Origin of the sequence: Pseudomonas sp. 43A (assembly GCF_013363935.1) — a bacterium.
Taxonomy (GTDB): domain Bacteria; phylum Pseudomonadota; class Gammaproteobacteria; order Pseudomonadales; family Pseudomonadaceae; genus Aquipseudomonas; species Aquipseudomonas crudilactis.
Map to the genome: position 1 here is coordinate 6,305,142 of NZ_CP054880.1, position 19,558 is coordinate 6,324,699.

Consider the following 19,558-nt stretch of genomic DNA (forward strand, 5'->3'; position numbering starts at 1 on the left):
ACCCTGCTGCGCCGCATGACCGGGTTCGCCTGTCGTCTCAGGGCAGGCGCGCCCGGTCGTTGGCGAGTCAGCCCGGCACCGCCTCCCCTTTTGTGCGCAGCGCTTGAACCGGCGCATGCACCGGCGTAATCGCCGCAAAGAACCACGGCGATACCAGCGTCACCAGGACAATGGTCATGACCCCGCTGGAAAACAGCGCCATCGCCACCAATGCGCCGAGATCGACAATCGGCTTGAAGTCGGAAAACAGCAGCGCCATGAAGCCCACGGAGAAGATCACCACGTTGATCACCGTCGAACGGCCGACGCTGTGCATCGCCTGCAAGATAGCCGCGTCGATCTCAATGCCCTGCTGCACCAGCAACTTGATCCGCGACAGCAGGTGCACGGCGTAATCGACCACCCCGACCACGAGGAACGTCACCAGCGTCGTGCCGATGTTCAGCTCGATGCCGAACAGGAACATGAAGCCGTAGACCGTCACCGACGTGGTCAGCAAGGTCAACATGCCGAGCACCCCGAGGCGTACCGATTTGAGCCAGTACATCATCATCAACGTGACGACCAGCAAGGCCAGGGAAAAACTCAGCACCTGACCCTGAGTGATTTCCTGCAACACCCCGGTCCAGATCAACGGCGTGCCGGCGTGGGTCACCTCAAGGTTGGCCGGTTTGTTCACCAGTAGCCAGGCGTCGAGGCGGTCGAGCATGCCCTGATAGTCGCTGGCGACAGACGAGGTCATGGTGTACAGGGTCAGGGCCTTGGAGAAGTCGGCATTGAGCACGTTGTTCAGGTCCGAACCGCCACCGTTTTCGAACAGCATCACGTGCTGCTCGATCAGCGAATTGCCCGGCACTTCAAAGCGCTCGATCTGCCCGTCATCATTGACCGACGTTACTTTCTCCACGGCATTCGGTACCCGCAGATACTCCGGGTTCATGTCGTTGAGCACCAGGTTCATGCGCTTGACGTAGGTGGCCAGCGAGTAGCCGTAACTGACGTTCGGTTGCTGTTTGATGAAGTGGTCGAGCTTGTCGATGAACTGCACCACTTCGGTGGTCAGCACACCGCGCGGCTCTTTGCTGTCGATGGCGATCCAGCCCGGCGCCGTCCCCGCCACTTTGGCGTGGTTGATGAACTGATCAGACACGCGAATGTGGCTTTCCGGCTTGAAGTAAGCAATGCCGGAGTCTTCAATATCGACGCGGAAGGTGAACACGGTGGCCAGTGCCAGCAGCGGCAGCATGACCATCAGGATCGGTTTGCGAAAGCGGATCATCCAGGCACAGAACGCGACCAGATACCGCGAGATGATCGATTCTTTGTGTACCTCGGCCTTGGCCTGCTTCGGCTGATCCTTGCCCCAGATCGCGATCCACGCCGGAATCAGCAGCAGCGAAATGATCAGCGCCGCGGTCAGACCGATCGACATGAACACGCCGAAATTGCGGATGCTGACAATGTTGTTGGTGGTGGAAATCATGAACGTGGCGATGGTCGTCACGGTCGTCAACACCACCGGCACCACCATCAGGCGCTGGGTTTCGCGGTTGGCCTCGCGATTGCTCTTGCCGGCGTTTTTCTGCTCGTAATATTCAGCCATCACATGGATCGCATCCGAGCAGCAGATGGTGAACAAGAATACCGGCAGCACACTGGTCAACAGGTCGAACGGCACCCGCAACAGCGCCATCAGGCCCAAGGTCCAGATGGTGCAGAACAGAATGTTGAACAGCGGCAGCAGCACGCCCAGTGGTTTGCGGAAGAAGAAAATCAGCAGCAAGGTAATCAGCAAAAACACGATCGGGAACAACACCGCCAGGTCGTGATCGATGATCTCCTGCTGCGCGGCGATGAAGATCGGCATGCCGGCAATGAAGATTTCGTCCTTGTACTCCGGGTGCTCGGCCTGATACTGCGCGACGATGCCGCGCACGATCTGATAGGCGCGCAATTGCGCCTGGGCGTCGTCCTGCTTGGTGCCGAGTTCAGCCACCAGCATCGCGACTTTCTTGTCCTTTGACACCACCCCGTCGACCATCAACTCGTTGCCCATGATCTGCGACTCGACCACTGCCGGGTCCATGTCGTAGGCATTGAGGGTTTTGTGGATCAACAGCTCACCGTCGTCGGTCAGGACGATGTTTTCCAGGTCGCCCATCGAGGCCATTTCGCGGATCGGGTTGATCCGCTCGGCGAGAAAGGACAGGAACAGCTGATCATGGGAATCCCAGTTCTGGCTCTGGGCATGATCACGCAAGGCCTTGGCGTTGGCGTAATCGTTCTGCGAAAAACCACCCTCGAGAATGTCCCGGGTCAACAACTGCGCACGACTGTCGTCCGGGTGCCGGGCAACGATCTGCGCCAACTGATCCTTGTCGGCATCGTTGGCCAGGATCATCTTGCGCACCGACTGCGACATCGAAAACAACGCGTTGAGTGTTGATTTGTTGAACACCGTTTGCGGGTTGTTCAGCGCCACCATCACCGAGTCGAACGTGCCGGTGAACTCACCCTGCAAGTCGATGATGGTCTTGCGCGCCGGGTGGCTTTCCTTGAGCAGATAAGGGTTGGTGTCGGACACCAGCGCGCCCAGCGTATAAGTGAAATACGCCGTAATCGCCACCAGCAGGAAAACAATCGCCCGCGCATAGCGCTCGACGAAATTCAGATATCTTTCCATGATCATGCGGTTCCAGGTCGTCGGGGTCGGCGCTTAGCGGGCAGACACGGCAAAGTCCGGCAGGTCACCGGTTTTCAGCCCGCGCTTGATGGCGGTCTGGGTGAAGAGGCGGTCTTCCAGAGAGACGTTGTACTGCAACTGGTTGAAGCGCATTTCTGAGCGCGTGCCGTCGATAAAGTGTTCGGTCTCACTGAGCACGATGCTGTCGATCGAATCGATGGTCGCGACTTTCTGCGTGCGCATCTGCTTGATCAGCACACCTTTGACGTCGAAGAAGTCCTGACGCATGACCAGGAAATTCTGCTTGTCGATCCACACCTTCAGTTTGTTGTAACCGGTCTTGGCCAGCACTTCGGGGGACGCCGGTTCGCGCTCGATCACGTAGCAGTCGCGGCCCTTGATCTGTTCTTCGCCGACGAGTTTCTGCGAGTAGTCCTTGACGCGAATCTTGTCCAGATCGGCGTACGAGTACTCACTGCCCATGAACGAGCCACGCTTGTCGGTGGTGGAGATGCGGCGGGTCTGGCGGCTGACCGGCAGGTACATCCACTGGCTGTCTTCCAGGCCTAGGGTTTCGTGCGGGTTTTCGATGTGGAAGGCCACGTCACGCACGTCAGTCGGTGCAGAAAAGTACATGCTGAACTTGTCGCTGTCCGGGTAATCCTTTTGCAGGTAGGTGAACTCACGAACCCGGGTATTGCCTTTCTTGTCATGCAGGATAAGCGAAACCTGGGACATGAAGCTGTTCCCGTCATTGCGATCGCGTACCTGACGGATGATCTCATCGGCATTGCCAGCCTCGGCGGCACTGGCGCAGGCGCTGCCGAGGATCAGTGCGGCGGTGGTCAGACTTTTCAAAAACGGCAACATGACAACTTCCTTTTCGTTGGATGAATGCACCTGCGCACGAGAGCGGCAGGCGTGATGGGTCAGAACAGATAACCGGCCGACAGCCGCACTTGATCGCGTTTGCTGTACTCGCCGAAAGTCTTCTCGGGCTTGCCGAAGAACACATCCACTTCCAGGCCGAGCTTGATGTAGTCGACCGGCTTGTAGGTGAAGATGCCTTGCAGCAAGGCGTCGTCCTGAAACGGCGGTGAGCCAGCGACCACCAGGCGACTTTTGAGGCGGTCCTGCCAATGGGTGCCTTCGGCCGACAGGGTGAACAGCGGTTCGCGCTTGTCCTGCAACATGCCGTCCTGCCAGTCGAGCAGCACCTGCTCCTGCCACTGCGCGGAGATCAGCCAGTCGCGCAACAGGTAGTCGACACCCAGCAGCGACTTGACCATCGGCGTGCTGTCGGCACCGTAGGCGCGGGTCGGATTGGTCACTCGCCAGTTGTCGAAATACGCGACCTCGCTGCGCACCACGATGCTGTGCCCGGCGTCGATCGCCAGTCCGGCACCGCCCATGGTGTAACGGGGAAATTGCCTTTCCAGTCGCGTACGGCCGTCATCGGCCAGACCTTCGACGGCGTACACCGGGTCTTGCTGACGGGCGCTCAAGGCAACAAAACTGGTGTCCACTGCACCGATCCGACCGTTGGCGCTCAGGCCATAGGAATAGCCTTTGTCGCCGTCATAGCCGGGCTTGGAATCGAGCAGAAAATACTGCGGGTCCGGCGCGGCAAACAGTGGCGCGGCAAATTCACTGCCCTCAACCGGCGCCCGGTTTTTCACGAAGTCGGTGATCCACAACGCCTCCAGTTCCCACTCGCCCACCGGTTGCGCAAAACGCACCATGGGCACGGCGATGCGGCTGTCTTCGAGCAGCGGCGTCAGGCCATCGCGATAGTCCAGCGGGTTGATCTGATCGAGCACGCGCAATTCATCCGCGCGGCCCCAGACCACCTGCTGCCAGCCCACCGTCACCTCTCCGTCGCCCAGCGAATGGCCGACGTAGAGATGCCGCCAATCGGCGTCGAAACGGTACTTGTCCCGCGCCCGTTCGCTGTACGGATTGTTGCCGTCGTAGCGCGCGTCGTAACGCACGCGGCCCTTGGCCTTGTAGTAACCGCCCTCCCAGTTGTCTTCCAGATTGGCTTTGAAATACACGGCTTTTTGCGTGATCTGGTCGTCGCCGTGCAGGCGCATGGCCGTGGCCACGCCGACTTCACCTTCGGCGTAATCGGGCTTGAGATCAGCGACGGTAAATTCGGCCATCGCGGTGGGTGCAGCCATGCACGCCCACACCGCACCCACGATGTGACTGTTGTGAAATCGAGGCATCGTTACATTCCCAACCCGACACCGCCATCGATCACCAGACTCTGGGCGGTCACTCCGCCAGCCTCGGGGCTGGCCAGGTAACGCACCATCGCCGCCACTTCCTCGCTCTGGATGAAACGGCGCATCGGCAGTTTCTTCTTCGCGTTGCGCACGATCTGTTCCTGGGTGAGCCCGGCAATCGCCGCTTGCGTCGCCAGTTCACCCTGCAACATCGGCGTGTCGATCCACGCCGGCAGAATTGCGTTGACGGTGATCTGCCGCGAAGCGAGATCCAGCGCCAGCGCCTTGGTCATGCCGACGATGCCGTGCTTGGACGCGCAGTACGCGGTGTTGCGCACCTTGCCGGCACGGCCGAGGATCGACGACATATTGATGATCCGCCCACGGTCGGGCATCAGCGCCAGACACAGCGAGGTCACGTAGAACGTGCCATTGAGGTTGACCGAAATCACCTTGTGCCAGTTGTGCAGATCCTCCGGCTCGTTCTCGTTGCAGATGCCTGCACTGTTGACCAGCACGTCGACGTACTCGACTTGCGAGCCGAGTTTCTTGAACAACGCCTCCATGGCCGGCAGGTCGGCAATGTTCGCCGCATGGGTTTCGACTCGCGCCTGGATCTGCTCCTGTTGCTCATCGACCCAGCGTTGCAGTTCGGCCAGATCGAGATCCAGCAGGATCAGACGATTGTCGGCGTCGGCGGCAAAGTTCTCGGCAACCGCGCGGCCGATGCCTTTCGCCGCTCCGGTAATCAGAATGGTCCGGCTCATGGCATCTTCAACCCGCCGTTAACCGACAGGACCTCCCCGGTCAGGTACAAACCGCGATCGGCGAGGTACAGCACCGCTTCGGCAATTTCTTCAGGTTCCGCGTAGCGCTTGATCAGCAGACGCGACTGGATTTCTTCCTCCTGACTGCCGATCAGCGCCGTACTCATCTCGGTCTTGACGATGCCCGGCGCTACCGCGTTGACGCGAATATTGCGTGGCGCCAGCTCCACCGCCAAGGCACGGGTCAACGATTCGACCCCGCCCTTGGCGGCGGCATAGTTGCTCTGCCCTTTGCCAGGCTTCTGCGCCGCCACCGAACTGATGTTGACGATGCAACCTTTGCGCTGGCGCAACATGCCCGGCACCACCTGCTGACAGCAGAGCATCGTGCCGATCAGGTTGGTCTGGATCACGTCGATCAGGTCACGCGACGACATCGTCGCCAGCAGACCGTCGCGGGTGATACCGGCGTTATTGACCAACAGATCGATACGCTGGAAATGCTGATCGACCCGCTCGAAAAACGCCTTGATGCTGTCGCCGCTGCTGACATCGCACTGCAATGCCAGGCAATCGATGCCCGACGCCTGAACTTCATCGCGCAAGGTCATTGCCGCGACTTCATCGCGCACGTAACTGAACGCGATCTGATAACCCGCCCCGGCCAGGGCCAGGACAATCGCCCGACCGATGCCACGACTGCCACCGGTCACCACTGCTACTTTATTCGGCATGACCGTTCCTTAGAGCGAGTTGTCGGTTTTGAACTGCGCGAGGCTGAAGCCGTGAGTCGCCGCCAGTGCACGAATCTGCTGCACTTGCTCGCGGCTGATGTCGCCGTAGGAGTAGTGCTGTTTCATCCCGGACAGGCCCATCAACACCGATTCGGCCATGCACGCGTACAACTGACCTTGCTTGAGATAGGCCCGTACGTTTTTCACCAGGCCATCGCCCAGCGGCGTCTGCACGATGCCGCCATGCATGTAGAGCACGTCGGAACGCTGACTGGCGAGGTTCTGGTCGACGTTCAACGGAACGGCGATGTCGCAGATCACGCTGTTTTCGGCGAAGTGCTCGGCAAAGAGAAACGGCTGCGGTGCGTTCGCCGCGCAGAGCACGATGCGCGCCTGTTTCAGCACATCAAGATCGTTACTGACGGTGATGAAGGCGTTCGCGCCCAAGCGTTCCTCGACCAGTTTCGCCACGCGCTGCCCCAGATCGGCACTGCTGCCATGGGCCTGCAACAGCGCATCGATGCCGTCGATTTTCTGCAGGCGACGGGCGAGGCGATCGTGCTCGGCAACGCCCTTGAGAATCGCGCGGGCGGCTTCGGCGTAAATCTGTTGCGCGGTTTTTTCCAGACGACGCAGGGAACCGTCGCGGCCGCTACCGATGAGGATCAGGTGCTCGACACTGGTCGACAGCAGCGAAGCGTAGGTCGAGGCGATGTTGCCGGCGGCACCGACCACCGCAGCGGTTTGCTCGCTCAGTTCCAGGCCTTGCTGCTTGCAGCCCTGTTCGATGGCTTCCAGGCCCATGCCGATGGTCAGCGCGTTACCGGAAGTCAGCGCCATGTCGGGAATCTGCAAAGCCTGGCAGTTGTTGGTGACGATCGAGGTGTACATGCCCAGCCCGGCGACGGTGTAGCCATCGGCGCGGGCGTCCTTGATGCGATTGCCGACTTCTTCGCGGATGGTTTGCAGATCACCGCTGGCGATGTACGCCGCCATGGCGTCGGAATCCATGCACAGCGGGTACAGGGTGAATTCCACGGCAGTACCGAGCTTCGAGCGGATCTGCACCGGGCCGATCGGCGCGGCACGGCGCTCGGGGGCCATGCGCTTGATGAATTCGCGTTTCTGCTCAGCGCTCAGGGTCGACAGTGAAGGATCGACGTCACTGAGCATGTCCGAATCAATCAGATGGTTGATGAACGCCACGCGCGCCACCACGCGTACGTTCTCGTCAGACTTTGGGAGGCTTTCATCCTCCTTGAAGCTGACCTCGCGGGCCGGCACTTGCGCGATGCTGTCGGCACACACACCGGCGGCCAGCGGGAAAGCATCGCGGCGGCGCAGCATGTCGCAGACTTTCTGCAAAGAACCGATCAAGCCGTCGATTTCTTCGAAGGTGATGCACACCGGCGGTTCCAGACGGATCACATTGGCGTTGCTGCCCGACGGCGCCACGCGCAGCGATTCGAATTGCAGCAGGTAGCCGGCAATGATGTAGCCCAGCGCATCGTTGTACTGCGCCGATGCCTGAACCAGTGAGCTGGTGCCGGTCAGATCGTGCAGTTCGAAGCCCAGCAACAAGCCACGCCCGCGCACGTCGGCGATCACGTCCGGATAGGCCGCTTTGAGTTCCAGCAGCGAAGACTTGAGGTATTCGCCCTTCTTGTTCACATCCTTGAGCATCGCGCTGTCGTTCTCGAACAGACGGCGCAGGGCCGACAGGGCGATATGGCAGGACGCATCATCTTCGGCAAAGGTCGAACTGTGGATGTAGCTGAAATCGTTTTCGTAGTGGCTGGCGCGAATCACCGTTGCGGCGATTTTCATCAGGCCACCGCCCAAGGCTTTCGACAGGCAGTAGTAATCACCCTGCAAGTTGAAATGGCTGGCGCCGAGCAAGGTGCCGGTGCGGCCGAAACCGGATTGCACTTCATCGATGATCAGCGGGCATTGCTGCTCGTTGCACAGACGCCGCAGGCCCAGATAGAACTCATTGGCGAACTCGTTGATGCCGCCCTCGCCCTGAATCGGCTCCAGCAATACCGCCGTGATCGCGCTGAATGCTTCGCGGCGGACCTGCAGGGTTTCGCCGCTCCATTCCAGGCTCAGCCAGTGACGAATATGACGGGCCGGCAGCTCTTGCAATTGCTGGGGTTGCTGCGGGTCGATGAACTCGACGTTGAGGCCGAAACGGGCGAACGGTTTGCGGTACTGCTTGCCATAGGTCAACTGAACGGTGTTCACCAGTTTGCCGTGGAAGCTGCCGCGCACAGCGAGGAACACTGGTTCGACATGCAGTTGCGCCAGGTTGTGCTGACGCACCGCTTCGGCCACTTGGCGCACGGTCACGCAGGACAGATTCTGCGGTAGCAGACCGGCGGGCAAATCGAGATCGTCGATGTCCAGTTCGACGTAAGCCTTGTCGCTGGCAACCAGATTGGCGAGGGCGAAATCACGCTCGTCGAATTGCTTCTGCAGGTTTTTCTGACGACGGTATTCGGCGTGCTTGACGGCGATTTCCACCGACTCGGCGCCACTGTTGGAGAAGGTCGAGATGTAGCGTTCGCTGTTGTTCAGTTCACGATTGAACGCTTCACTGAGTTCACGCCCCAACTGCCCCGCCGCACCGCGCACCGACATCTGCGCGTTGAACGGCACATCGGCACGCAGCAGGTCGACGAGTTGATCGACAAATTGCGGATCGTTGTGGCCATACAGCGCGGCGCCGTAACCGCCGAGGAAGTCAGTGACAGTCACCTCTTCGCCCTGGCGGTCGCGGTAAAACAGTTTGCTGCCCAGCGCTCTGTGGAACTGGCATTCGAGGCCCAGGGCCTGCATCAATTCTACGAATTTCGGCCGTACGTAATCGCGGTAATCCATGACAGTTCTATCCCTTAAGTAAAAAATCAGATGCGTTTCGTTACGTGCCGACGGTCAGTCGGCCGCGTGAAATTCGAGTTGGTAACCGGCGCTGAAACCGTTGTCGTCGCGGTTGATCACCAGGCAATCGTGGAGCACGGCATCGCGCGGACCGCCGAGCACAAACGGCAGGTGCGCATCCAGCGGTTGCTGCAGACCACTGACCGGCGGGATGCTTTGCGCCTGCAAGACCTGCCGGGCAAAGATCAGATCAACCAGACTCGGTGCACCACTGAGCATGCCGGTCAGCGGCGTGCTGCTGGTGATGTGCGCAGCGCCGGTTCGCGCCAGCGTGCGGGCCAGATCGGCATCCTTGTGCGGATCGCCAGTGGCGCTGCTGATCAGCAGATCCACCTGTTTGTCGGGCAGGTTCAGCGAGTCCAGACGCGGATGGGCGAAGAGCGCCGTCAGGCAGGTTTGCGGGCCTGCCGGCAGATCATCGGCGCGGCGCAGTACCAACGCTGCCGCGCCTTCGCCGGCAATACCACCACGGCCCTGGCGATCAAAGGCACGCAGGCTTGGCGTTCCTTCGGTACTGATCACCCCCGCCTCGGCCAGTGCGGCGAGCGCCAACGGATCCAGTTCACTGCCCGCGCCCACCACAATGGCCGCATCGATCCGACCGCTCTGCAACGCCGCGCAGGCTTCGCGCAGCGCCGCCAGGTTGCCGGCCACGCCTTGCATGTAGGCGTTGCATTCGCACTCAAGCTTCAAGGCCAGACTGACGACGCCGAGCAAACCGTTGCTCAGGCTCTTGAGCACCAGGAACGGATCGAGTGCGCGCTCCTGCAACACGCGTTTGGCCAGACGCTGCATGTCGGCACCGGTCTCGGTCTGACATTCGTGCAACAGTTCGCCGTAGGACGCGAGCGAGGGATGGGTGTAACCGCCCTGGCAGCAATAGAGACCAAAACGCACGTTGTCGCGGCCCGGTTCAAGCCCGGCCTCGGCCAACGCCTGGCGCACGGCACTGACGCCCCAGATCACTGCCGGCGGACAGTAGCGCTGGAGGTTTTGCGCAACGTCCTGACGGCTACGTTGATGGTCTCGATCAGCGATGTGCCCGAACGCAGTCACCCGATCGCTGCGGAACAGCGACGAGTTCAAGGGCGAGATCGCGCTACGCCCTTCGCGGGCCGACGACCAGAAACCCTCAACGCCCCAGCCGGTGGGCAACACACAACCGCTGCCGGCGATCGCTACACGTACAGTGGCGTCAGTCATTGTCCGTGCTCCCGATATTTGCCAAGGGCCAGCGAGGTATTGAGGCCACCGAAACCGAAGGAATTGCTCAACGCGTAATCCACTCGGCGGCTCACGGCTTGACCGGCGCAGTAATCCAGATCGCACTGTTCATCGGCGTCATGCAGGTTCACCGTTGGCGTGACCAGATCGTTGAGGCAGGCCAACGCGGTGACGATGCATTCAGGGGCGCCAGCGGCCGCGATCAGGTGACCGAACTGTGATTTGTTGGCGCTGACAGCCAAGGCTTGATAATGCTTGTGTTCGGCGAACACACTTTTGATCGCCAGGGTTTCGGCAACGTCGTTGAGCGGTGTCGAGGTGCCGTGGGCGTTGATCAGATCAATCTGCTGCGCACGCAAACCGGCGTCATCCAGCGCAGCCTGCATCGCCAGTGCCGCGCCACGTCCTTCCGGTTGCGGTGCGGTGACTTTGTAAGCGTCCAGACTGCTGCCGAACCCCAACACCTCGGCATACGGCGTGGCGCCACGGGCCAAGGCATGTTCGAGGCTTTCCAGCACGACGAAACCACCACCCTCGCCGGCAATCAGACCGCTGCGGTCACGATCGAACGGACGGCACAGATCCGCGCCCCAGCGCTGCTCGCTCGACGCGGCACCGAGTAAATACAACGCGGCCATGGTGTCGAGGTTGAGCACCGAGTCGGCGCCACCCGCCAGCGCAACGCTGACTTCTCCGCGACGAATCATCTGAAAGGCATTGCCGATGGCTTGTGAAGCGCCGGCACAGGCACTGCTGATGTTGATCACCGGCCCTTCACAACCCAGGTCGTCGGCGATTACCCGCGCCAGACGGTCGTTGCTCTGACGCAGCGAGCCATCGGCATTCACTTGCCCGGCCCGCGACATCAGGTACGACCAGCTCGGGGTACCGCCATTCGGGGCTTCGCTCAGCAGCATGTCGGCGAGCATGTGCTGCGGTGCTCCCGAGGCACACAGCACCGCCGCGCCCCGCAACTGTTCTGGCTGCAAGCCGCTGTCACCGACGGCCTGCGTGGCAGCCACCCAGCCAAAGCGACTGCGCTTTTCCAGCGGCATCGTCCAGGCCGGATGGCTTTGCAGTTTTTCCGGCAACAGGCGCATGTCGACAGGCGCTGCATAACGCACCGCGAACGAGGCCTCTTGCAGGTCGTCCGGCTGCCATGGCCGCACGCAATGTTCGGCGCCAAGCATTTTTTCCCAGAGGGTCTGCCATTCGAAACCGAAACCGGTGACGGCGCCCATGCCGGTGATCACAATCCGTGTCGCACTCATGCGTGCTTCTCCATGGTTTCACTGGCCAACAGCAACGCGCCCCAGTGACCGGCGCGAGTGTGGCTGACAAGCAACGTGTAGCCCGGCGTCGCCGCTACTTCACGGCTGAGGTGCAAGGTCAGTGCGACCTCTGTCAGCAAGCCGCTGGCGCCCAGTTCACCGGTCATGGCGCGAGTGCTGCGAATCTCGCGCGGGAAAGCTTCGAGCAACTTCATCACTTGCCCGTCAGCGCAATTGCCGACGATGTGCTCGACGTCGCCGACCCGCAGTTTCTCGACACTCAGGACCTGGTCGATCACGCGCCGACCCACCGCCACAGACCGCTGTGGATCGGTGCTGTAACCACGGGCAAACCCGGCAATGCGCACGGCGTGTGCCGCACCCGGCGGGGGTGTCGACGCCAGCAGCAGCGCTGCGGCGCCCTCACCGAAAATCGGTTCTCTCGCCTGATCGGGCTCGCGCAGGTACAGGGCAGGGGTCAGGTTCGGACTGCTGCTGACCACCAACGCGGCGTCGGCATGCCGCTCGCCGATCTGCTGGCAGGCCTCGATCAGCGCATCCAGCCCGGCATTGTCCTGGGAACAAAATCCGCCCATTGGCCCATGGCATTCGAGCGCTTCAGCCACATACGCCATCACGCTGCTGTTGAGCAGGGTCAGCGCATGCAGGGGCGGCGTGTTGGCCAATAACTGCGCCAGTTGTTTTTGCGGCTGTTCGAGGATCGCCTGCACCGCATCCCAGCAAGGACTCGGTGCGTCGACTTCAGGAATGGCCGCTGTCAGGGCAATGCGCGACGCGGGCAATTGCATCGCGGCCAGTGCTGGCGCCAGCCGTGCGGCGCAATGCAACAGGCGCAAGCCCTGCGGTTCGACGCTGCGCTGGATCTTGCGATCAAACAGGTCACTGGCCAGTCGCGGCGTCGGCAATGCAAATGCCTGACGCTGTGCGTCAAAGGCCAGCGGTTGCGCCGCGCAGGGCGTGCCGAGCAAGTCAGCGCAATCACTGCCCGCCACATTCAGCACCGCAGCGGCATTGAGATAGATGGCTCGGTTCATGTCATGCCCTCCCCAAAACCAGCGAGCTGTTGATGCCGCCAAAGCCGAACGAGTTGGACATCACCACGCTGATCGGCTGTCGCACCGGCTCGCTCAGGAACTTCAGCGAAGGGTATTCGGCACGCTCGGGGTCGTAATTCAGGGTCGGCAACAGCACACCGTCACGCAGGCTCATCAGCGACAGCACTGCTTCGATCGCGCCACTGCCCGCCAGCGAATGGCCGATAGCGGACTTGTTGGCGGTGAAGGTCATGAAGTCCTGGCAGCCGTCGAACAGACGCTGCAACGCCAACGCTTCACAACTGTCATTGGCCTGCGTGGAGGTACCGTGGGTGTTGACGTGTTGCACGGCGCTGCGCAACAGCCCGGCATCTTCGATTGCTGCTTCCATGCATTCCTCGTATTTACTGCCATCGCGGCTGCTGGAGGTCATTTTCTGCGCCTCGCAGACATTCGCGTAACCCAACACCCGGCCCAGTGGCGCAGCCTTGCGCCGTTGTGCGTGTTCAGCGGATTCGAGAATGACCATCGCCGAGCCTTCGCTGAGGACAAAACCGCTACGGTCCGGCATGAACGGGCGGCTTTGTTCGCTCGCCGGCAAGTCGGCCTGACAGAGCGCGCCAAGGCTGTTGAACATGTAATAAGGCAGTTCGTTGGCCATCAGTTCGACGGCGCCGCAGATAGCCAGATCGATCTCTCCGCGCTCGATCGCCCGGTAAGCGCTGCCGATGGCCATGGTGCCGGCGGCACAGGCATCGGAATGGGTCGAGATGTGATCGCGGATGCCGAGCCAATCGGCCAGGTGTTGTGTCTGTTGATCGACCCGCCGGGTGAAAGTCGCGCTGGACGGTGCCGGACTGTCCAGCAGACGATCGAGGTCGACGCGTCCGGCCTCATCCATGCAACGGCTGAGCCGCTGCAGATCGTGGCTGTCGGCACAGTACTTATTGGCGCCCAGAAACAGACCGCTGCGACTGTGAGCAAAGTCTGCCGGCGTCAAGCCGGCGTGCTCCAGCGCCTGCCGGGCAACGTACTCGGCCAGCACACTTTGCCGTGGGTGCAGCGCCGCGTTGCCGCCGAAACCGGCCTCGATCCGCTGCCACTGCGTATCGTCGATAAATCCGGCTGCGCTGTTGTTGAATCCCAGCGCCTTGAATCGAGGATGTTCGCGGACACAGGATTGCTTCCGGCAAATCCGCTCGAACAACGTGGCAGCGTCCAGCGCCATGGGCGCCACCAGACCGAACCCGCTCACATAGACTTCTCGTGCCCGCATGAGAACTCCTACACCGCTTCTTTGGCGTGAGTGGTAACAAACTGCTCAACCAATTGACGGGACACTTCATCGCCATCCGCCGGCACCAGGCGCGCACTGCACGCGCCACAGACCACTTGTTGGCGCTCGTTCAGCACCGCCTGGTGAGCATTGCAATCCGGGCAGGTCGCCGGCAGGTAGTTGAAGAGATTGCGGCACTGGTTGGCCCAGTTACGCACGGTGGTCGCGGCGAACACCTGAGCCGGTTGCATGCCCGCCTTCAGTTGATCCGGGGTGTAGGCGCTCAGGCTTTGCTCAAGCAGGCGCTTGCCGCTTTCGGTAATACGACCGTTGGCGAGAAACTCGCTGGCATCACCGCAAACCGTCAACGCATGATCAAGCACGCTGGTTTTCGGCAGTGTGCAGCCATATTGGCGGCCCAGCTGGAAGCTCAGGTCGACGATGTCCAGCGAGTCGGCACCGAGGTCTTCGACGATGCTGCTGTTTTCTTCGATGTCATTCGCATCCATCACCAACAGCTGTGCGAGGATTTCGCGAGTGCTGGCAACAACATGTTCCAAGTCCAATGGATTGTTCATTTCTATCTCCCTATATGTCGTGACTACTTCATGAATTCGACTTATGAAAAGTAACTTTTCCCACAGCAACTTCTCACGCGGCGGGAATCTAAACTCTGCCCTTAAGGGGAGAGTCAACGAACTATTCAAGGTTTTTCTACAATTCGAAAAAAGTCGGAAAAACCCCACGGATACCGCACCCCTTGGTGCGGTGAACGACTTATTTACTTAACAAAGACGGGGTAAGGTGGGGCGCCCGCGGTATCAGGCAGGCTGACTATCGAAAGTAACTAAGCACGCAACGGAACAGACGTACTAAAAGCAAAAACCAGACAAGTAAAATAGTTATAACTTCATAACCTTTGTTGTAGATCAGTACTGCCGTTAATTGATTTTGCTGGAAGGTTCAGGCCTTCATCCGTAAATCGCTGGCAGCGTTTATGGATATCTGCATGTCGAGCACAGACATCTGGGCCAAGGCTCGGCGCTATAGGGTGCAGCTTCCGTTTGATCGCCTTGTCTGGAGCCGACACATGACCGCCCCTATCACCGTTCTACGCGACACCCATCCGCTGCCGGTACTCGATGCCTGCAAATGGGAAAAACTCGAAGGCGACCCGCACACCGTCAACCTCAACGCCTACACCAGCGAAGACGGCAGCAAGATCATGGGCACGTGGATCTGCACGCCGGGCAAGTGGCGCGTTGAATACGTGAAGTGGGAATACTGCCATTTCCAGGAAGGCTACTGCGTGATCACCCCGGAGGGCATGGCGCCGATCCATCTGCGTGCTGGCGATATCTTCGTGATTGAGCCGGGCATGAAGGGCACGTGGGAAGTGGTCGAAACCGTGCGCAAATATTTCGTGTTCGCCTGATGCAAAAAAGCCGGGAGATCACCCGACGTGATTTCCCGGCAAATGTCCCAGATTCACTCGAATCCCTGTGGGAGCTAGCCTGCTGGCGATTGCGGTTGATCTGGCGAAAATGAGTTGCCTGACACTCTGCCATCGCTAGCAGGCTAGCTCCCACAGTGTGTTCAGCGCTGCCCTTCTATTGCAGGCTTGCGATAACTGTTGATGATCGCCGAGAAATCCTTCCCGCCATCCCCACGCTGACTCATCGCCTGATACAACTGCTGCGCCACTGCCCCGAGCACCACCGGTTGGTGCGCCTGACGCGCTGCTTCCGTCGCCAGCCCCAGATCCTTGAGCATCAGTTCCGCGCCAAACCCGCCGGTATACCCGCGCGAAGCCGGCGCCGTTTCAACAATCCCCGGCCACGGGTTGTACATCTCCGAACTCCAGCAACGCCCGGTCGAGCTGTTGATGATCCCGGCCAGTACCGAGGTGTCGATCCCCAGCGCATCACCCAGCGCCATCGCCTCGCTGACGCCGACCATCGAGATCGCCAGCAGCAGGTTGTTGCAGATCTTGGCGATCTGCCCGGTGCCGACTTCGCCGCAATGCACGATGTTACGGCCCATCTGCGCCAGCACCGGTTGCAGGGTGGCGAACAGTTGCGGGGTGGCGCCGACCATGAAGGTCAGCGTGCCGGCAGTGGCACCACCGGTGCCACCGGACACTGGTGCATCGGCCATGGCCACGCCTTGTTTGGCCGCAGCGGCCGCTACGTCACGGGCAGTCTGCGGATCAATGGTGCTGCAATCCACCGCTGGCACACCTTGGCGAATGCCAGCCAGCACACCGTCCTCGCCGAGCCAGACGCTGCGCACATGCACGGCGGCCGGCAGCATGGTGATCACCAGTTCAGCATCCTCGGCCGCCTCACGCGCCGAAGCGCGAATAGTGCCGCCCAGTTGTTCCAGTTCCGCCAGCACGGTTTTGTTCAGGTCGACCAGATTCAGCGAGTGGCCAGCCTTGATCAGGTTGCGCGCCATCGGCGCTCCCATGTTGCCCAGACCGATAAATGCGATTTTCATGGTCGATTCCTCAGCGCAGGTTGATGGTGGTGTTCACGCCGTCGTTGACGCTGTCGTCATCGAACCAGCGCGCCGTGACCGTTTTGGTCTGCGTGTAGAACTGCACCACTTGCTTGCCGTACGGGCCGAGGTCGCCGAGTTTCGAACCGCGCGAACCGGTGAAGCTGAAGAACGGCACCGGCACTGGAATCGGGATGTTGATCCCGACCTGGCCGACGTCGATTTCCGTCTGGAATTTACGCGCAGCCGCGCCGCTCTGGGTGAACAGGCCGGTGCCGTTGCCGAACGGGTTGGCGTTGACCAGCGCAATCGCCTGATCAAGGGTGTCGACTTCCAGCACCACCAGCACCGGGCCGAAGATTTCCTGCGTGTAGATCTGCATGTCGGTGGTCACGCCCGAGAACAGGGTCGGGCCGACAAAGTTGCCTTGCTCGTAGCCGGGCACCTTGATGTCGCGACCGTCCAGTTCGAGCTTGGCGCCTTCTTTGATGCCGCTTTCGATCAGGTCGAGAATCCGCGCCTTGGCTTTTTTCGAGATCACCGGACCGACATCGGTGCCCGGCTCGCTGCCGGCGTTGACGGTGAGTTTCTGCGCCAGCGCTTTCAGATCCGGCAACCATTGTTTCGCCGCGCCGACCAGCACCACCACCGAGGTGGCCATGCAACGTTGCCCGGCCGCACCGAAACCGGCGCCGACCAGCGCATTCAGCGCTTGCTCGCGATTGGCGTCGGCCAGCACCACGGCGTGGTTCTTCGCGCCCATCATCGATTGCACGCGTTTGCCGTGCTTGCCGGCCAAGTCGTAAACGTGGGTACCGACAGCGGTCGAACCGACGAAGGACACGGCTTTGATGTCCTTGTGCGTGCACAGGCCATCGACCACATCTTTACCGCCATGAACCACGTTCAACACGCCCGCCGGAACGCCGGCCTCAATCGCCAGCTCGACCAACAACATGGTCGACAGCGGATCCTGTTCCGATGGCTTCAAGACGAAGGTGTTGCCGCAAGCGATGGCCATCGGGAACATCCACAGCGGAATCATCGCCGGGAAGTTGAACGGCGTGATGCCGGCGCACACTCCGATTGGCTGGCGCAGGGTGTAGGTATCGACACCGCCGGCGACGTTCTCGGCGAACTCGCCCATTTGCAGGCTGCCGATCGAGCAAGCGTGCTCGACCACTTCCAGGCCACGGAAAATATCGCCCTCGGCGTCGGCAATGGTTTTGCCCTGCTCGGCGCTGAGCACCACGGCAATGCGTTTGGAGTGTTCGCGAATCAGCGCTTGCAGCTTGAGCATGATGCGCATCCGCGCGCCGATCGGGGTCAGTTTCCAGGTCTGGAAGGCGCGCTGTGCAGCGCTGACGGCGGCATCCACTTCTGCGGCAGTGGCAAACGGCACTTTGGCCAGCACTTGCTGGGTCGCCGGGTTGACGATGTCGTGCCACTCGGTGGACTGCGACTCGACCCACTCGCCGTCGATCAGCAGCTTGACCTTCTGGACCGTGGTTTCGTTGGGCGTAAGCGATGCGTTCATGCTGGTCTCCGAAACTTGTTTTTATCGTAGGAGCCAAGGCGAAAGGTTCGCCTTGAGATGAGGCGTGTGTCACGAGTTGGTTGTCGGACTGTTTTTGGAGTATAGATGTGCAAACTTCTAATAAGAACGCACATATAAGCCCGTCCATCATGCAAAAAAACATCACCTCTCTAGGCTCGCTGAACTGGGACGACCTGAAGTTTTTCCTTGAAGTCGCCCGCACCCGCAAGGCCAGCACCGCCGCCAAACGGCTGGCTGTCGACTACACAACCGTGTCGCGGCGCATCAGTTCGCTGGAAGCGGCATTGGGCACTTTGCTGTTCGAGAAGTCGCGCACCAGCGGCTTCGTCCTGACCACCGAAGGTCAGCGTTTGCTCGGTTATGCCGAGTCGATCGAAAGCACCTTGCACATGGCCTGCGAGCAAGTGTCAGGTTCCGGCGTGGCACTCTCCGGGCATGTGCGCATGGGCTGCACCGAAGGTTTCGGCAGCTTTTTCATCACCCCGCAGCTAAGCCATTTCGTCGATGCTTACCCGGCGATCTCGGTGGACATCCTGCCGCTGCCGCACTTCATCAGCCTGTCCAAGCGCGAAGCCGACATCGTTATCGCCCTGGAACGTCCGGAGCATGGGCCGTATGTGTGCTGCAAACTCTGCGACTACCGCTTGCAGCTCTACGCAACTCAGGAATATCTCGACAAACACCCACCGATCCGCCGCCCGGCAGACTTGGGCAAGCATCAATTCATCAGTTATGTGGATGACCTGGCGTTCAGCTCGGAGTTGCTGTACCTGGCGAACGTGTTGCCGGGCGCCAGCGCCAACTTGCGCAGCACCAGCGTGATCGCGCAGTTCGTCGCCGCGCAACAAGGGCGCTCGCTGGCGATTCTGCCGTGCTTCCTCGCCGCGCAGGATCCGCGCCTGCTGCCGGTGTTGCCGGAGGAAATCGACATCACCCGGCAGTTCTGGATGTACTGCCGGGAGGATCTGAGGAAGTTGAAGCGGATCACCCTGTTGTGGGATTACATCAGGGAGGTGACGGAGCGCAATCAGGCGCTGTTGATGGGGCAGACCCGCGAGATGCAGTTCGCCGACTAAAAACTTTCGATGAATAAGGCTGCGGATTCGGAACGTGCTCTAAAGCCTTCAGTCGTTTTTATCCTGTTTGATACGAAACCCGTAACACTCCCGCCCTTGCATTCTACCCCCTCAATGAAGTCCCTCCACCCAAGCAGCCTCTGAAGATTTTTCAGAATTTTGGGAAGCGCCCTACATACACGCCAAACACCCTTGGAGTAGCGTCCTTCGCACTTCAATGGCGAAGGATCGCCAATTTGCACAGGGG

At 60.5% G+C, this 19,558-nt stretch carries 15 protein-coding genes; 2 read left to right on the top strand and 13 right to left on the bottom strand.

Annotated features, from left to right (window positions below; all coding sequences use genetic code 11):
• Positions 1-67: 67 nt before the first annotated feature.
• The 11 genes from HUW52_RS27910 to HUW52_RS27960 are packed head-to-tail and all read right to left on the bottom strand — an operon-like array spanning position 68 to position 14,756.
• Positions 68-2,683, bottom strand: coding sequence for an RND family transporter (locus HUW52_RS27910; RefSeq protein ID WP_175555438.1), 2,616 nt, complete (start codon positions 2,681-2,683; stop codon positions 68-70).
• Positions 2,684-2,716: 33 nt separating this feature from the next.
• Complete coding sequence (locus HUW52_RS27915) at positions 2,717-3,553, bottom strand: outer membrane lipoprotein-sorting protein (RefSeq protein WP_093442334.1); 837 nt, start codon at positions 3,551-3,553, stop codon at positions 2,717-2,719.
• A 59-nt stretch (positions 3,554-3,612) separates the two neighbouring features.
• Positions 3,613-4,911 (bottom strand): DUF1302 family protein, encoded by a 1,299-nt coding sequence (locus HUW52_RS27920; RefSeq protein ID WP_175555439.1) that lies wholly within the window; start codon positions 4,909-4,911, stop codon positions 3,613-3,615.
• A gap of 2 nt (positions 4,912-4,913) precedes the next feature.
• Positions 4,914-5,678 carry an SDR family NAD(P)-dependent oxidoreductase gene (locus tag HUW52_RS27925; protein ID WP_016987256.1) on the bottom strand — a complete coding sequence of 255 codons (765 nt, stop codon included), beginning with the start codon at positions 5,676-5,678 and terminating at the stop codon, positions 4,914-4,916.
• Entirely contained in the window at positions 5,675-6,412 is a 738-nt protein-coding gene (locus HUW52_RS27930; protein WP_016987257.1) for a 3-oxoacyl-ACP reductase family protein, read from the bottom strand. The genes HUW52_RS27925 and HUW52_RS27930 overlap by 4 nt, the downstream gene beginning before the upstream one ends.
• 9 nt (positions 6,413-6,421) lie before the next feature.
• Positions 6,422-9,292, bottom strand: a complete 2,871-nt coding sequence (locus HUW52_RS27935; protein WP_175555440.1) for an aminotransferase class III-fold pyridoxal phosphate-dependent enzyme — start codon at positions 9,290-9,292, stop codon at positions 6,422-6,424.
• 54 nt (positions 9,293-9,346) lie between these two features.
• Positions 9,347-10,555 (bottom strand): beta-ketoacyl synthase N-terminal-like domain-containing protein, encoded by a 1,209-nt coding sequence (locus tag HUW52_RS27940; protein ID WP_175555441.1) that lies wholly within the window; start codon positions 10,553-10,555, stop codon positions 9,347-9,349.
• A complete protein-coding gene (locus HUW52_RS27945) occupies positions 10,552-11,847 on the bottom strand; it encodes a beta-ketoacyl synthase (protein WP_175555442.1) in 1,296 nt (431 codons plus the stop codon). The genes HUW52_RS27940 and HUW52_RS27945 overlap by 4 nt, the downstream gene beginning before the upstream one ends.
• Positions 11,844-12,902, bottom strand: coding sequence for a beta-ketoacyl synthase (locus HUW52_RS27950; protein WP_175555443.1), 1,059 nt, complete (start codon positions 12,900-12,902; stop codon positions 11,844-11,846). Before HUW52_RS27950 ends, HUW52_RS27945 begins: the two co-directional genes overlap by 4 nt.
• 1 nt (position 12,903) lies before the next feature.
• Positions 12,904-14,178, bottom strand: coding sequence for a beta-ketoacyl-[acyl-carrier-protein] synthase family protein (locus tag HUW52_RS27955; RefSeq protein ID WP_175555444.1), 1,275 nt, complete (start codon positions 14,176-14,178; stop codon positions 12,904-12,906).
• Positions 14,179-14,186: 8 nt separating this feature from the next.
• Positions 14,187-14,756: an acyl carrier protein gene (locus HUW52_RS27960; protein ID WP_175555445.1), complete on the bottom strand. Its 570-nt coding sequence runs from the start codon at positions 14,754-14,756 to the stop codon at positions 14,187-14,189.
• Positions 14,757-15,268: 512 nt separating this feature from the next.
• Here HUW52_RS27960 and HUW52_RS27965 point away from each other — a divergent pair.
• Positions 15,269-15,613 carry a cupin domain-containing protein gene (locus HUW52_RS27965; RefSeq protein WP_175555446.1) on the top strand — a complete coding sequence of 115 codons (345 nt, stop codon included), beginning with the start codon at positions 15,269-15,271 and terminating at the stop codon, positions 15,611-15,613.
• Between the two features lie 161 nt (positions 15,614-15,774).
• On the opposite strand, the gene mmsB is transcribed toward HUW52_RS27965, so the two are convergent.
• Together mmsB and HUW52_RS27975 are read right to left on the bottom strand one after the other, a co-directional pair.
• Entirely contained in the window at positions 15,775-16,677 is a 903-nt protein-coding gene (gene mmsB, locus HUW52_RS27970) for a 3-hydroxyisobutyrate dehydrogenase (RefSeq protein WP_016987265.1), read from the bottom strand.
• A gap of 10 nt (positions 16,678-16,687) precedes the next feature.
• Entirely contained in the window at positions 16,688-18,214 is a 1,527-nt protein-coding gene (locus tag HUW52_RS27975) for a CoA-acylating methylmalonate-semialdehyde dehydrogenase (protein WP_016987266.1), read from the bottom strand.
• Positions 18,215-18,363: 149 nt separating this feature from the next.
• On the opposite strand from HUW52_RS27975, the gene HUW52_RS27980 reads away from it, so the two are divergent.
• On the top strand, positions 18,364-19,311 hold the full coding sequence (locus tag HUW52_RS27980) for a LysR family transcriptional regulator (RefSeq protein ID WP_175555447.1): 948 nt from the start codon (positions 18,364-18,366) through the stop codon (positions 19,309-19,311).
• Positions 19,312-19,558 lie beyond the last annotated feature (247 nt).